General features: G+C 64.4%; 20 protein-coding genes and 1 pseudogene. 4 read left to right on the plus strand and 17 right to left on the minus strand.

What is annotated here, in order from left to right:
• Positions 1 to 29 precede the first annotated feature (29 nt).
• Genes Q8Q83_RS07740 through Q8Q83_RS07765 form a run of 6 tightly spaced genes read right to left on the minus strand, consistent with a single transcriptional unit; the run spans position 30 to position 4,427 of the window.
• On the minus strand, positions 30 to 587 hold the full coding sequence (locus Q8Q83_RS07740; RefSeq protein ID WP_305622586.1) for a hypothetical protein: 558 nt from the start codon (positions 585 to 587) through the stop codon (positions 30 to 32).
• Positions 578 to 1,702 carry a beta-ketoacyl synthase N-terminal-like domain-containing protein gene (locus Q8Q83_RS07745; RefSeq protein ID WP_305622587.1) on the minus strand — a complete coding sequence of 375 codons (1,125 nt, stop codon included), beginning with the start codon at positions 1,700 to 1,702 and terminating at the stop codon, positions 578 to 580. Before Q8Q83_RS07745 ends, Q8Q83_RS07740 begins: the two co-directional genes overlap by 10 nt.
• Positions 1,699 to 1,965: an acyl carrier protein gene (locus tag Q8Q83_RS07750; RefSeq protein ID WP_305622588.1), complete on the minus strand. Its 267-nt coding sequence runs from the start codon at positions 1,963 to 1,965 to the stop codon at positions 1,699 to 1,701. The genes Q8Q83_RS07745 and Q8Q83_RS07750 overlap by 4 nt, the downstream gene beginning before the upstream one ends.
• Positions 1,947 to 3,146 (minus strand): ABC transporter permease, encoded by a 1,200-nt coding sequence (locus Q8Q83_RS07755; RefSeq protein WP_305622590.1) that lies wholly within the window; start codon positions 3,144 to 3,146, stop codon positions 1,947 to 1,949. Before Q8Q83_RS07755 ends, Q8Q83_RS07750 begins: the two co-directional genes overlap by 19 nt.
• Complete coding sequence (locus tag Q8Q83_RS07760) at positions 3,143 to 4,027, minus strand: ABC transporter ATP-binding protein (RefSeq protein ID WP_305622592.1); 885 nt, start codon at positions 4,025 to 4,027, stop codon at positions 3,143 to 3,145. The genes Q8Q83_RS07755 and Q8Q83_RS07760 overlap by 4 nt, the downstream gene beginning before the upstream one ends.
• Positions 4,020 to 4,427, minus strand: a complete 408-nt coding sequence (locus Q8Q83_RS07765; protein WP_305622593.1) for a beta-hydroxyacyl-ACP dehydratase — start codon at positions 4,425 to 4,427, stop codon at positions 4,020 to 4,022. The genes Q8Q83_RS07760 and Q8Q83_RS07765 overlap by 8 nt, the downstream gene beginning before the upstream one ends.
• Before the next feature lie 128 nt (positions 4,428 to 4,555).
• On the opposite strand from Q8Q83_RS07765, the gene Q8Q83_RS07770 reads away from it, so the two are divergent.
• Complete coding sequence (locus Q8Q83_RS07770) at positions 4,556 to 5,080, plus strand: isoprenylcysteine carboxylmethyltransferase family protein (RefSeq protein ID WP_305622595.1); 525 nt, start codon at positions 4,556 to 4,558, stop codon at positions 5,078 to 5,080.
• Between the two features lie 15 nt (positions 5,081 to 5,095).
• Here the strand turns inward: Q8Q83_RS07770 and Q8Q83_RS07775 are convergent, their stop codons facing one another.
• Entirely contained in the window at positions 5,096 to 5,530 is a 435-nt protein-coding gene (locus Q8Q83_RS07775; RefSeq protein ID WP_305622597.1) for a hypothetical protein, read from the minus strand.
• 110 nt (positions 5,531 to 5,640) lie between these two features.
• Between Q8Q83_RS07775 and pip the strand changes: the two genes are divergently transcribed.
• Both pip and dtd read left to right on the plus strand, forming a co-directional pair.
• Positions 5,641 to 6,612 carry a prolyl aminopeptidase gene (pip, locus tag Q8Q83_RS07780; protein WP_305622598.1) on the plus strand — a complete coding sequence of 324 codons (972 nt, stop codon included), beginning with the start codon at positions 5,641 to 5,643 and terminating at the stop codon, positions 6,610 to 6,612.
• Positions 6,609 to 7,046, plus strand: coding sequence for a D-aminoacyl-tRNA deacylase (gene dtd / locus Q8Q83_RS07785; RefSeq protein WP_305622600.1), 438 nt, complete (start codon positions 6,609 to 6,611; stop codon positions 7,044 to 7,046). The genes pip and dtd overlap by 4 nt, the downstream gene beginning before the upstream one ends.
• Here dtd and Q8Q83_RS07790 read toward each other — a convergent pair.
• From Q8Q83_RS07790 to Q8Q83_RS07800, 3 genes are all read right to left on the minus strand, one after another.
• Positions 7,043 to 7,477: a UPF0158 family protein gene (locus tag Q8Q83_RS07790; RefSeq protein WP_305622603.1), complete on the minus strand. Its 435-nt coding sequence runs from the start codon at positions 7,475 to 7,477 to the stop codon at positions 7,043 to 7,045. The genes dtd and Q8Q83_RS07790 overlap by 4 nt on opposite strands.
• 63 nt (positions 7,478 to 7,540) lie before the next feature.
• Positions 7,541 to 8,134 carry a 2-hydroxychromene-2-carboxylate isomerase gene (locus Q8Q83_RS07795; protein ID WP_305622604.1) on the minus strand — a complete coding sequence of 198 codons (594 nt, stop codon included), beginning with the start codon at positions 8,132 to 8,134 and terminating at the stop codon, positions 7,541 to 7,543.
• A 182-nt stretch (positions 8,135 to 8,316) separates the two neighbouring features.
• A complete protein-coding gene (locus tag Q8Q83_RS07800) occupies positions 8,317 to 9,045 on the minus strand; it encodes an SDR family oxidoreductase (protein WP_305622606.1) in 729 nt (242 codons plus the stop codon).
• 100 nt (positions 9,046 to 9,145) lie between these two features.
• On the opposite strand from Q8Q83_RS07800, the gene Q8Q83_RS07805 reads away from it, so the two are divergent.
• Entirely contained in the window at positions 9,146 to 9,643 is a 498-nt protein-coding gene (locus tag Q8Q83_RS07805) for a helix-turn-helix domain-containing protein (protein ID WP_305622608.1), read from the plus strand.
• Here the strand turns inward: Q8Q83_RS07805 and Q8Q83_RS07810 are convergent.
• From Q8Q83_RS07810 to Q8Q83_RS07840, 7 genes and pseudogenes are all read right to left on the minus strand, one after another.
• Positions 9,640 to 10,347, minus strand: a complete 708-nt coding sequence (locus Q8Q83_RS07810; protein ID WP_305622609.1) for a 16S rRNA (uracil(1498)-N(3))-methyltransferase — start codon at positions 10,345 to 10,347, stop codon at positions 9,640 to 9,642. The two genes, Q8Q83_RS07805 and Q8Q83_RS07810, sit on opposite strands and share 4 nt — an antisense overlap.
• Positions 10,344 to 11,138: a twin-arginine translocase subunit TatC gene (gene tatC / locus Q8Q83_RS07815; protein WP_305622611.1), complete on the minus strand. Its 795-nt coding sequence runs from the start codon at positions 11,136 to 11,138 to the stop codon at positions 10,344 to 10,346. Before tatC ends, Q8Q83_RS07810 begins: the two co-directional genes overlap by 4 nt.
• Positions 11,135 to 11,467, minus strand: coding sequence for a Sec-independent protein translocase protein TatB (gene tatB, locus Q8Q83_RS07820; protein ID WP_305622613.1), 333 nt, complete (start codon positions 11,465 to 11,467; stop codon positions 11,135 to 11,137). Before tatB ends, tatC begins: the two co-directional genes overlap by 4 nt.
• Positions 11,468 to 11,476: 9 nt before the next feature.
• The gene (locus Q8Q83_RS07825; protein ID WP_305622615.1) at positions 11,477 to 11,728 is read right to left on the minus strand and encodes a twin-arginine translocase TatA/TatE family subunit; all 252 of its coding nucleotides are present in this window, start codon (positions 11,726 to 11,728) and stop codon (positions 11,477 to 11,479) included.
• A 24-nt stretch (positions 11,729 to 11,752) separates the two neighbouring features.
• Positions 11,753 to 12,088, minus strand: coding sequence for a phosphoribosyl-ATP diphosphatase (locus Q8Q83_RS07830; protein ID WP_305622620.1), 336 nt, complete (start codon positions 12,086 to 12,088; stop codon positions 11,753 to 11,755).
• A gap of 7 nt (positions 12,089 to 12,095) precedes the next feature.
• The gene (hisI, locus tag Q8Q83_RS07835; protein WP_305622617.1) at positions 12,096 to 12,497 is read right to left on the minus strand and encodes a phosphoribosyl-AMP cyclohydrolase; all 402 of its coding nucleotides are present in this window, start codon (positions 12,495 to 12,497) and stop codon (positions 12,096 to 12,098) included.
• 67 nt (positions 12,498 to 12,564) lie between these two features.
• A pseudogene (locus Q8Q83_RS07840) lies at positions 12,565 to 13,260 on the minus strand (ubiquinone biosynthesis regulatory protein kinase UbiB); the annotation flags it as partial.

Consider the following 13,260-nt stretch of genomic DNA (forward strand, 5'->3'; position numbering starts at 1 on the left):
ACAGGTGGATGAAAACAGCGTCATCCACCCTACAGACGCAGGCGCTGAACCTCGATAGCGCCGCTTAGCCCGGCAAAGTCGGCGGCTGGCGCCGCGTCTGTCGCACCTTCCAACAGCAGCGCCTGCACGCAGAAATCCCCCCGCTCATCACAGACCAGCAGCAATGCCTGCTCGGTCAGGCCGTCCTGCAGGTCCAGATTGGCCAGGGCCAGCAGGTGCGACCAGACCCCCTCGCCCGCGCCAATAAACAGATTCGGCCCTTCCATGCCCAGCTGCTGGGCGATATGAAAGCCGGCGGCATTGCTCACGCTGTTGACGAACTCGAAGGGCTTGGGCTGCTTGTGCTGCACGCATACCGCCTCCAGCAGCGCGCCCATGGTGGCCCGCGCCGGGTGAGCGGAGGCCAGGTACAGGCCGCAGCTGCTGCGCACCTGCTGTTTCAGCGGCGCGGCGGCCAGCAGGCATTGCAGAATCAGGCGGTCGATGCGCCGTGGCGGGTTGTCCAGCCATTGGCCCAGGGCCGTTTTCAGCTCTTTATCGCTGCTGGCGGCCAGGCCGCGGATCTCGCTGGCGGCTACTACCGGCATGGCTGTTCTCCCGTGTTGCAACCCTGCACAACCAGGCTGGCATTATTGCCGCCAAAGCCAAAGAAATTGGCCAGCAGCAGGCTGTCCGGGCTCAGGCTTTGTGGCTGTGCGGCCAGCGGCAGCAGAGCTTCGGCGGCGTAGTCCACGGCCGGCAACGGGCCCAGTTGCAGGCTGCGCAATAGCAGCAGGCTTTCGCTGAGGCCGCAGGCGCCCAGGGTATGGCCGAGCCAGGGCTTGAGCAGACTTAGCGCCGGCATACGTTCGCCATACAGCAGGCGCATGCCATTGCTTTCGGCCTGATCATTGGCCGTGGTGGCGGTGCCGTGCAGTTTGACCAGCTCGATTTGCTCGGCCGTGCAGCCGGCGCTGCGCAGAGCCTGCTGCATGACCCAATGGATATGACTGCCGTCCTCGCGGGTGGTGGTCAGGTTGCTGGTGTCGCAGGCGCTAAAGCCGCCCAACAGGCGCGCCAAGGGGGCTTCGCCAGGCTCAGCAGCGAGCAGCACGCAGGCATAGGCCTCACCCAGCACCAGGCCGTCGCGTTCGGGATGAAAGGGCCGGTACTGGCCGCTGGGGCTGCTCAGGGCCAGCGCGCCGAAGCCTTGCATGGCGATGGCGCTGGGCGTCTCGAAACTCAGCGCCAGGGCGCGGCGGTACTGGCCGGCGTTGATCAGCCGGGCGCCATATAGCAGGCCGTTGGCGGCACTGGTGCAGGCGGTATTCAGGGTAAAGGCAGCGGCAAAGCCCCAGCGTTGGCGCAACTGGCTGGCCAGCGAATCGAGGCTGGTCGAGTCCGCGGGACTAAAGCCTTGTTGGCTACTGGTCAGGGCTTCCAGTTCGCCGATATCCAGGCTGGTGCTGGCGACTATCAGCAGGCAGTCATCCAGGGCCTGAGCGTTCGCGCCCAGGCACTCGTCGATCAGGCGATCCAGGCGCTGCGCCAGGCTTTCGCCAGTCTGGGCTGCGTACAGATAGAGACGCGGCTCCTGCAGTTCATGCAGCTGGAACTGCCCGGCCTGCGCCTGCCTGCCCTGCTGCAGTGCCAGGGCGGCAGTGCTCAGGTCCTCGCCCAGGGCGCAGTGCAGGGCCGCGCGTTGCAGATGGACCGGGGTCACTGCTGTTGCCTGATATAGGCGGCGATGCTGGCGATGCTAGTGAGGATACGCCGGCCGTCCTTGGCCCCTTCGATGCGCACGCCGTAATGCTGTTGCAGCGCCAGGGAGACTTGCAGGGCGTCCAGGCTGTCCATCTGGATGCGGCTCTTGGGGCCGAACAGCGCCTCGTCGTCGGCGATGCTCTGCCAGTCGATATCGTCTTCCTTGTCGCACTCGCGAATCAGCAGTTGCTTGAGTTGTTGTTCTAGTAGTGAGTGGTCCATTGCGTGTGCCGTACTCGTCGAGTGAACAGAAGCAGCCCGCCTATGCCGAACAGCGCTGCAAACAGCAGCAGGCGCGCGCAGTAGGGGGCGATGTCGGCCAGCGAGCCGTGGCCCACCAGCAGGGTGAGAAAGGCGTCCAGCGCCCAGCTCATGGGGGAGATTTCCGCCAGCTGGGCCATGGCCGCGGGCATCACGCTTTTCGGCACCATGATCCCGCCAATCGCGGCGAGGAGGATATTGATGCCGCCGCCGAGCAGCAGTGCCTGCTCGCTGCTGCGCGCCAATGCGGCCAGCAGCAGGCCCAGGCTGCAGGTAGCCAGGGCGATGCTGATGGCCAATAGCGGGTAGGCCATGGCGCTGCCGGGCAGGCTCAGCGCCGGCAGGCCGAGCAGGGGCAAGCCATAGACGCCTATGCCCAACAGCAGGACAAATTGCAGCAGATTGATCGCCAAGTACGGCAGCAACTTGCTTAGCACCAGAGTGCCGAGATTCAGCCCCAGGCAGCGCAGGCGCAGCAATGTGCCGCTTTGCTGCTCGCGCTGGAAGCCGCCGGCCATGGGCAGCACCACGAAGAACATGCCGAAGATCAGCCAGGCCGGCACGCTCAGCTGGGTAGCGTTGGCGCGACCGCTAAGGTCGCCGCTGGCCAGTTGTTCCTGCTCGTCGATCTGGCTCTGGGTGCGCTGCTGCACCAGTTGTAGGCGCTGGGCGCGGCTCAGTTCGGCATCGACCACGCCGCTGTCTTCCAGATAGGCCAGCAAGCGGGTCTGCGCCAGGGCGATGCTTACCGCGCTATGCAGACGCTGGCGCGACAGCTTGTCGAACTGCGCCGGGAAACTCAGGCTGGGGCCCTGGTGCGGGCTGTCCAGCAGCTTGTTGGAGAAGTTTTTGGGCAGGCGCACGCGCGCCAGGCGTTCGTCGCTGTCACTGAGCAACTGGCTATCCGGCAGCTGGGCTTGCAGGGCCTCGCGGAAGAACTGGTTGGCGTCGTCGGCTTGCGGCGTTTCAATAATCAGGCGCAGCGCCGGCGGTTTGTCCTGCATATAGCTGGACATGGCCCCGGCCATCAGCAGCAGAAAAAGCGTCGGCATAATAAACAGTACGGCCAGCGCATGGGGGTCGCGCAGCAGCAACAGCACTTCCTTACGCAGCAATGCCCAGAGCCTCGCCCAGAGCCTCATAGCCGGCCTCCGTTAAGGCGCAGGTAGAGTTGCTCGAGCGACGGCCGGCCGAAGCGCAGCAGGTTGGGCAGACCTTCCTGGGCGGCGATAAATTCTGTGATGGCCAGCAGCTGCTGGCCGTTCAGGGCGGGAATGCGCAGGCCCTTGGGCAGGGCTTCGGCCGTCAGTTGCAGACGCGCGAGCAGGGCATCCAGGCCAACTGGTGCAGCCCCCGGCCATTCCAGCAGCAGGCCGTGGTCGTCGCCGAGCAGCTGGCGCTTGTCCAGGTCCAGGCGCACCTGGCCTTCGTGCAGCAGCAGGATGCGTTGCGCCACTCGCTCGACTTCTTCCAGATAGTGGCTGGTGTAGATCACCGCCTTGCCCTCGGCCGTCAGCTGTTCCACGGCGCCGAGCAATTGCTGGCGACTGCCGGCATCCACGCCCACCGTGGCCTCGTCGAACAGATAGAGCTCGGCCGGTTGCAGCAGGCCGATGGCGAAATTCAGTCGACGTTGTTCGCCGCCGGACAGCTGTTCGCTGCGCCGCGCCAGTTTGTCTTCCAGGGCGCAGATGGCGATGCAGTGCTGCAGACGCTGGCGCCGCTCGCTGCCGCGCAGGCGATAGAGATCGGCGAACAGCTCGAGGTTCTCGCGCACCTTGAGCCCGGCATAGAAGGCCAGTTGTTGCGGCACCAGGCCCAGGCTGGGATGGTCGCTCCAGCGCAGCTCGCCCTGTTGCAGCGCCAATACGCCGCTGAGCAACGACAGCAGGGTGGTCTTGCCGGCGCCGTTGCTGCCGAGCAGGCCCAGGCATTCGCCGGCCTGCAGCTGCAGGTTGATGCCCTGCAGTGCCGGGCGGCTTGCGCCTGGGTAGCTATAGCCGAGGTTGCACAGTTCAAGCACGGATCAGTACCAGCAGCAGTTTGCCGTCCAGCAGCAGCTGTTCTTCGGCGTGGATACTGAAGGCGTAGAGGGCGCCGGCCGGGCTCAGCACCTCTTGTTTGGCGCTGATGCGCAACGCACCCTGGCGCTGCGCCGGTTCGTGGTGCAACTGCAGCTGCGAGAGCTTGCCGACCAGGGCCATTTCAATGGCGCTGGCGTCGCCGTATAGGGCACCATGCGCGGCGCACAGCTGGGCGGCGGCCTCGAACAGCAGGCAGGGCGAGGCGTCGGGGCCAAAGGCGTCTAGATAGCTCCAGGCGCTTAGGCCCTGGATGCTCAGGCTGTCATGCGCCAGCAGGCCGTCGAGCCAGAGGGCCGAGCCTTGATGGGGCAGCAGGCTGTGCAGTTGAGTGCGATCCATTGCGGGCGGCCGATACAAAGAGGCCGGCAGTGTAACAGAGGGGCTGCAGCTCACGCAGCGCCTGGCTTTGACTGGGTATCGGGAGGCGGGGAGTGTCTATGGGCTGGTTGCAGGCTTTGGTTTTTATCGTGGGAACGCTGATTCTGCTGGCGCTGTCCTGGCAGGCGCTGCGCCGTCCGCAGTCCCACGGTTTCTACCGTTTCTTCGCCTGGGAGGCGATTCTGGCCTTGCTGGTGCTCAATGGGCCGGTCTGGTTTGTCGACCGTTTTGCCCTGCATCAGCGCCTGTCCTGGCTGCTGCTGTTCGCCTCCTTGCTGCTGCTGTTTGCCGGCCTTTATCAGTTGCGCCGTATGGGGCGGCCGGATGGGCAGCGCGCGGACGCCGAGCTGTTCGCCTTCGAGCGCACCTCGCAACTGGTCACCACGGGCATCTTTCGCCTGATCCGCCACCCGCTGTACGCCTCGCTGCTGTTGCTGGCCTGGGGCGTGGCCTGCAAGCAGCCGAATGGGGCGAGCTTGATTCTGGCGCTGCTGGCCAGCCTGGCGCTGTGGCTGACCGCCAAGCGCGACGAAGCCGAATGCCTGCTGCAGTTCGGCGAGGCCTATCGCGACTATATGGGGCGCAGCAAGATGTTTATCCCCTGGCTGTTTTAGCAGGCCGCTGAGCCGCTATTCCCAGCTCAGGCGCGCCAGCTGCCACTGATCGCCTTCCAGCCACCATTGCATTTTCACGCTGTAGTGGCGCGCGCTGTCGGGGATCAGGCCTTCGGCGCCGGCCAGGGCGACCTGGACTTCGCTGTGGCCTTTGTCGCGGTAGGTCGGGTCGATCTGACTGTCCTTGCTCAGGGCCAGCACCTTGACCTTCTTGTGCCGCATAAACAGCAACAGCATGGTGCGCTTCGCCCATTCGCGGTCGAACTCCTGCTGGGCGGTAAACTGCGGGTGCAGCTGGTCGAGCACGGCGCCGGTGTCCTTCGCTTCGAGGTTGTCCTGCAGCTGTTGCACCGCGGCTTCCAGGGCGGCTTGCGGGTCATCCTGGCCGCCGCAACCGCTGAGCAGGGCGCAAAACATCAGGAAAGCGAGGGCAAATAACCTTGTTGGCATGCTGAACTCCTGTTTCATGGTTATGATGCCCGGCAGGGCGTTAAACGGCAGCGACACGCGTAGAGCTTTCGCGCAGCAGTCGACGCTACGCATCAATTCAGGAGCATGCCATGCAGACCTTGTATCCGGAGATTAAACCCCATGCCCGCCACGAGTTGGCGGTGCAGGAACCGCATGTGCTCTATGTCGACGAGAGCGGTTCGCCGGACGGTTTGCCCGTGCTGTTTATTCATGGCGGCCCCGGCGCCGGTTGCGATGCCGCCAGCCGGCGCTACTTCGATCCCAATCTGTATCGCATCGTCACCTTCGATCAACGCGGCTGCGGCCGCTCTACGCCCCATGCCAGCCTGGAACACAACAGCACCCAGGCGCTGATCGCGGATATGGAACGTATCCGCGAACACCTGGGCATCGACAAGTGGGTGCTGTTCGGCGGCTCCTGGGGCTCGACCCTGGCCCTGGCCTACGCCCAGGCCCATCCGCAGCGGGTGCATGGCCTGATTCTGCGCGGCATCTTCCTCTGCCGCCCGCAGGAGTTTCACTGGTTCTACCAGGAAGGCGCCAGCCGCCTGTTCCCCGACTATTGGGAAGACTATCTGGCACCTATCCCGGCGGAGGAGCGCGGCGACCTGATGCAGGCCTTCTACAAACGCCTGACCGGCCCCGACCAGATCGCCCAGATGCATGCGGCCAAGGCCTGGTCGACCTGGGAAGGGCGCACCGCCACCCTGCGGCCCAATCCGCAGGTGGTCGACCGCTTTAGCGACGCCCATCGCGCCCTGTCGATCGCCCGCATCGAATGCCATTACTTCGTCAACAACGCCTTCCTCGAGCCGGATCAGCTGCTGCGCGATATGCCGAAGATCGCCCATCTGCCCGGGGTGATAGTGCATGGTCGCTACGATGTGATCTGTCCGCTGGACAACGCCTGGGCGCTGCATCAGGCCTGGCCCAACAGCGAGCTGCAGATCATCCGCGACGCCGGCCACGCGGCGGCCGAGACCGGCATAGTCGATGCCCTGGTACGCGCGGCGGATGAACTGGCCAGGCGCCTGCTCAACCTGGCTCCCGACGAAGCATGAAGGCACTGATTCAACGGGTACGCGGCGCGCGGGTGGAAGTGGCGGGCGAGACAGTCGGCGCCATCGACCAGGGCCTGCTGGCGCTGGTCGCGGTCGAGCCGCAAGACAGCCCGGCCAGCGTCGCCAAGCTGCTGCACAAGTTGCTCAACTATCGGGTGTTCGGCGATGGGTTGGGCAAGATGAACCTGTCGCTGAGCGATGTCGGCGGCGGCCTGCTGCTGGTGTCGCAATTCACCCTGGCCGCCGATACCCAGAACGGCCTGCGCCCGAGTTTCTCCAGCGCCGCGCCCCCGGCCCTGGGCGCCGAGCTGTTCGAGCTGCTGGTCGAACAGGCCCGCAGCAAACACCCACAGGTCGCCACCGGCCAGTTCGGCGCCGATATGCAGGTGCATCTGGTTAATGACGGGCCGGTGACCTTTCTCCTGCAAGTCTAAGCGCGCGGTTCACGCTGCTGCGCCAACTCCAGCCCCTGCATCTGCAACCACTCCAGCGCGTGCTCGCGTATGCGTTGCTGCTGATAGGTCAGCCAGGCCTGGCGCACCCGGGGCAGGCTTTCCAGCTGATAATCGAAGCTACGCAGTGGCTTGCGGCCGGCCAGGGCCAGGCTCAGCAGGCTATGGGCGGCTGCGTCGTGCAGGCCGAAGAGAAAGGCCTGGCGCAGGGCCAGGCGTTCCTCCAGTCCCAGGGGCTCGATGGCCAGGTAGCGGTCCGGCTGCACCTGATATTTCTCTTCGCTGCCTGGCTTGGGTTGGCCCGTGGCCAGGCTCAGCACCTCGCCTGTGTGCAGGTCGAGAAAGTGCTCGGCAGCGTCCTGGCCGAGCATCAGCTGTTCGATACGCGGCAGGTCCAGGGTGACAGGGCGCATGGTCTGCTCTCCGCATAGGCTTTGTGCTGACCATAGCGCTGCCGGCCACCCAGGTGAAGTGCGCTAGCTGCTCCGCGCCAGGGCTTCGGCGACGAAGTCGAGGCGGTCCTGGCCGAAATGCATTTCGCTGCCGACAAAGAAGGTCGGAGCACCGAAGGCGCCGCGCTTGACCGCTTCCTCGGTGTTGTCTTTCAGGCGTTGCTTGACCGCTTCGTCGTTGACCAGTTGCTCGAACTCGGCGGGGGAGAAACCGGCGGCGCTCAGCACCTCGGCCACTACCTCGGGCTTGCCGAGGTTCTTCTGCTGCACCCACAGCGCCTCGAAGATGGTCTGCACATAGGGCAGGAAGCGCTCGCTGCCGAGATAACCGGCCGCGCCGCGCATCAATACCAGGGTATTGATCGGGAAGTAGGGGTTGAAGGTCATGGCCACGCCGTAGCGTGTGGCGAAGCGCGCCAGGTCCTGCAGCATATAGCGGCCCTTGGCTGGAACGGTCACCGGCGACTGGTTGCCGCTGGCCTTGAATACGCCGCCCAGCAGCATCGGCCGCCAGACGATCTGCGCCCCGGCCTCGCTGGCAATGCGCGATAACTGGGTCCAGGCCAGGTAGCTGGCCGGGCTGCCGAAATCGAAAAAGAACTCAACGGTTTTGCTCATCTTGTTTTCCTGCTTGTTGGGGCTGGGCAATGAGTGGCACCTGGAATCTGTTTACGATCTCGCGAGCTAGAGCCAGGCAAGGCAGAAATGGCCGAGGGAGCGGAGTTTACGACTGTAAATGAGCATCCCGAGGTCATTTCTAACGCGGCATGGCCGACGCGCAGCAGATCGTAAACAGGTTCTTAGAAGGTTTCCGTCCAGGGGCGTAAATCCAGCTCATGCACCCAGCAATCGCGCGACTGGCAGTGGATCTGCCAGTAGGTCTCGGCGATATGCTCGGGGTTGAGGATGCCGTCCTGCTCCTTGCGCTGGTACAGCTCGGGGAAGGTCTCGCGGATAAAGGCGGTGTCGATGGCGCCGTCGATGATCGGGTGGGCGACATGGATGCCCTTGGGACCCAGCTCGCGGGCCATGCTCTGGGCCAGGGCGCGCAGGGCGAACTTGGCGCTGGCGAAGGCGGCGAAGTTGGCGCGCCCGCGCAGGGAGGCGGTGGCGCCGGTGAAGATGATGCTGCCCTGGCCGCGCGGCAGCATGACTTTCGCCGCTTCGCGGCCGGTGAGGAAGCCGGCCAGGGCGGCCATCTCCCAGACCTTGCGGTAGACCCGCTCGGTGGTCTCGGTGATGGAGAACTGCACGTTGGCGCCGATATTGAACACCACCGCATGCAGGGGGCCGACCTCGCGTTCGATGGAGGCGAACAGTTCGATCACCTGCTCCTCGATCCGCGCATCGCAGCCGAAGGCCCGCGCGGCGCCGCCGGCGGCCTCGATATCGGCCACCAGCTGGGTCAGCTTGTCGGCATGCCGACGCGCCACGCAGGCCACATAGCCCTCGCGGGCGAAGCGCTTGGCGATGGCGCCGCCCGTGGCGTCGCCGGCCCCTACCACCAGTATTGCTTTGCGTTCGGTCATCGCGTTCTCCGTCAGTTCTATTTTGGAACCTGGCTTGATAGTCGGTTCCATTTTGGAACCTGTCAAGCTATGGTGAGGTATAGCTGTCGGAGATTGAGCAATGCGTTGGGAAGAACTCGAGCAACAACCCTGTTCCTTGGCCCGCACCCTGTCGGTGGTCGGCGACCGCTGGACCTTGCTGGTGCTGCGGGAAAGTTTTCTCGGTATCCGTCGTTTCGACGAATTCGAGAAGCGCCTGGGCATTACCCGCCATGTACTGGCCGAGCGCCTGAAAAAGCTGGTGGAGGCCGGGGTATTGGACAAGGTGGCCTATCAGCAGCGACCGCTGCGTGAGGAGTATCGCCTGACCGCCAAGGGCCGCGATCTGTATCCGGCCATCCTGGCCCTGGTGAACTGGGGCGACCGCCATATGAGCGGCGTCGAGGGCGCGCCGATCCGGCATATCCACCGTGGCTGTGGTCAGCCGATGCATGGCGTGCTGGTCTGTTCCGACTGCGGTGAGCCGCTGGAGCCGCGGGATGTGCTGCTGGAGGAAGCGCCGGCGCTTAAGGGCCAATTGCTGCCGGGGCATTGGCACGCCCGGCAGACGCAGGATTAGAACAAGCGCGCCAGCAGGGCGGTCACCGCGGTTTCCACCCGCAGAATGCGTTCGCCCAGTTGCACCGGTTGCAGGCCGGCCTCCTGCAGCTTTTCCACTTCGTAGGGAATCCAGCCGCCTTCCGGGCCTATGGCCAGGGTCACCGGCTGGTCCACCGCGCGGGGGCAGGCCGGGTAGGCACCGGGGTGGCCGATCAGGCCCAGGGAGCCGGCGGCCAGCTGGCCGAGCCGGTCTTCGACAAAGGGCTTGAAGCGCTTCTCGATAATGATTTCCGGCAGCACTGTATCGCGGGCCTGTTCCAGGCCGAGTATCAGTTGCTCGCGGATCGCCGCCGGTTCGAGAAAGGGGGTCTGCCAGAAACTCTTCTCCACCCGGTAGCTGTTCAGCAGAATCAGCCTGGGCACGCCCATGGCGCTGACTGTCTGCAGCACGCGGCGCAGCATCTTCGGTCGCGGCAGGGCCAGCAGCAGGGTCAGCGGCAGTTTGCTCGGTGGCGGCTGGTCGAGCTGGACCGACAGTTCGGCCTGCTCGGCCTCCAGGCGTAACAGCTGGCCAGTGCCCATCCAGCCATTTAGGCGGCCGACCCGCAGGCTGTCGCCGGCTTCGGCGCGGTGCACCTCATGCAGGTGCTTGAGGCGGCGGCCGCTCAAGAGCACGCGATCAGCGGCGATAAAGTCGCCGTCTTCCAGCAGCAGCAGATTCACGGCAGCGGGGCAGGGGGCTGGTCGTTGGACTCGGGATCGGCGTCCTCGGTCTTATGTTCGTCGTGGCGTTTGATCAGGCTGCCACACAGCAGGCCGGCCTCGAACAGCAGCCACATCGGCACCGCCAGCAGGGTCTGCGAGAAGATGTCGGGCGGCGTCAGCACCATGCCGACCACGAAGCAGCCGACTATCACATAGGGCCGGCTTCTGCGCAGGGTTTCCACCTCGACTATACCCACCCAGATCAGCAGGAAGGTGGCGATGGGTATCTCGAAGGCCACGCCGAAGGCGAAGAACAGGGTCAGCACGAAGTCCAGGTATTCGTTGATGTCGGTCATCATCGCCACGCCTTCGGGGGTCACGCTGGCGAAGAAGTGGAAAATGATCGGGAACACCAGGAAATAGGCGAAAGCCATGCCGCCGTAGAACAGGAAGATGCTGGAGACCAGCAGCGGCACGGCGATGCGTTTCTCATGCTTGTACAGGCCCGGCGCGATAAAGCCCCAGACCTGCTGCAGTATCACCGGCACGCTGAGGAACAGGGCGATCCAGGCGGTGAGCTTGAACGGGGTGAGGAACGGCGAGGCGACGCCGGTGGCGATCATGGTCGCGCCTTCCGGCAGGTAGGCGCGCAGCGGTGCCGAGACTAGGGTGTAGATGTCCTGGGCAAAGTAGAACAGCCCGGCGAACAGCAGCAGCACCGCCACCACGCAGCGCAACAGACGGGTGCGCAATTCGGTCAGGTGCGATACCAGGGGCATTTCCTGATCGCTGTGCGCTAGTCGACTCATGGTTGTTGAGGTTTATCCTGGTTGGGGCCGGTGCCGGTTTCGGCAACGGAGCTTGGCTCGGCAAGGCTGCTGGCTGGCGCGGTGAGGCTCTGCTTCATGGCATTCATCTCACGTTCCAGCTGGAGAATCTGCTCGTTATGCAGCTGTCGGCGGATTTCGTCCGCACCAATTTCGCGCTCCACTTCCTGTTTAAGCGACAAGAAGCTGCGTTTTATCCGGCCGATCCACAGGCTCGCGGTGCGCACGGCACCGGGCAGGCGGTCAGGGCCGAGCACCACCAGGGCGACTACGCCCACCAGCAGCAATTCGGAAAAACCGATATCGAACATGGGCTGGACTCAGTCTTTACGGGCGGGCTCTTCGACTTTCTGCGCCTGCCCGTCAATGGTCTGCGGTTGGTTTAGCGGAGTACTCGCCTGTGCTGGCGTCTCGGTGGGCTTGGCCGCGTCTTCTTCGGTGTTCATCGCCTTGCGAAAGCCCTTGATGGTCTCGCCCAAGTCGGAGCCGAGGTTCTTCATTTTCTTGGTGCCGAACACCAGGATCACCACGATGAGAATGATGAGCCAATGTTTCCAGTCGAAAATACCCATGTACGGAAGTCCTCGTTAGGTTGATTAGTTAGCGTCGGAGCGCGCGGCTTTTTCCGCGTGTCCGGACAGGCCGAAGCGCCGGTCCAGTTCGTCCAGTACCGCCTGGGGGTGCTGGCCGAGGGCGGCGAGCATGACCAGGCTGTGGAACCACAGGTCGGCGGTTTCGTAGATCAGCTCGCTGCAATCGCCACTGGCGGCAGCGTCTTTGGCGGCCAGGATGGTTTCTACCGATTCCTCGCCGACCTTCTCCAGAATCTTGTTCAGGCCCTTGTGGTACAGGCTGGCGACATAGGAGCTGTCGGCGGCCGCGCCTTTGCGCGACTCCAGCACTTCGGCCAGGCGGTTCAGGGTGTCGGTCATGCCCGTGTCACTCATGTTTGTGTCCTGCGGCATAGATAGCGTGCGGGTCTTTCAGCACCGGGTCGACGGTCCTCCACTCGGCGTTTTCGTAGACTCGATAGAAGCAACTTTCGCGCCCGGTATGGCAAGCGATGCCGCCTAACTGCTCGACCCGCAGGATGATCACATCGGCGTCACAGTCCAGGCGCAGCTCGTGCAGCTTCTGCACATGGCCGGATTCTTCGCCCTTGCGCCACAGTTTGCCGCGCGAACGTGACCAGTAGATGGCGCGCTGCTCAGTGGCGGTGAGGGCCAGGGCTTCGCGGTTCATCCAGGCCATCATCAGCACGCGGCCGGTCTTATGGTCCTGGGCGATTGCCGGTACCAGGCCGTCGCTGTTCCAGTTGATCTCGTCGAGCCAGTCAGTCATCGCTATTTCCGCCCGCAGCGGGCTTGTTTATGGAATGCCCTAGTGTGCCAGCGCAGCCTCGTTGTGGCTATCGGCGCAGCACCAGATAGACCCCGCCGGCGAGCATCGCCCAGCTGGGCCAGACCAGCAGGCTCAAGGCCAAGCCCTGGCTGACCGCGCCACCGATCAGCACGGCGCCGAGCAGGCGTGCCGGCCAGTGCCGAGTCGGTGCGGGCTGAGCCTGGCTGGCCGGCGCTTGCTGGTTTAGCCGCTCCAGGGCATCGCGGGCAATCTGCGACAGGTGCGGCACCTGCTCGGCCTGCTGCTGCAGGTTGCGCAGCAGGTGCAGCGGGCTTACGCGTTCGCGCATCCAGCGTTCGAGGAAGGGCTGGGCGGTGCTCCACAGATCCAGGTCCGGGTACAGCTGGCGGCCCAGACCTTCGATATTCAGCAGGGTCTTCTGCAGCAAGACCAGCTGCGGCTGCACTTCCATATTGAAGCGCCGCGCGGTCTGGAACAGACGCAGCAGCAATTGGCCGAAGGAGATGTCTTTCAGCGGCTTCTCGAAGATCGGCTCGCACACGGTGCGGATCGCCGCCTCGAAATCGTTGACCTTGGTTTCTGCCGGGACCCAGCCGGAGTCGATATGCAGCTGCGCCACGCGGCGGTAATCGCGCTTGAAGAAGGCGATCAGGTTGCGCGCCAGGTAGTCCTGATCCTCGGGCGTGAGGCTGCCGATAATGCCGCAGTCGATGGCGATGTACTGCGGGTTCCACGGCGTGCG

Origin of the sequence: Pseudomonas sp. (assembly GCF_030696055.1) — a bacterium.
Lineage (GTDB): Bacteria > Pseudomonadota > Gammaproteobacteria > Pseudomonadales > Pseudomonadaceae > Aquipseudomonas.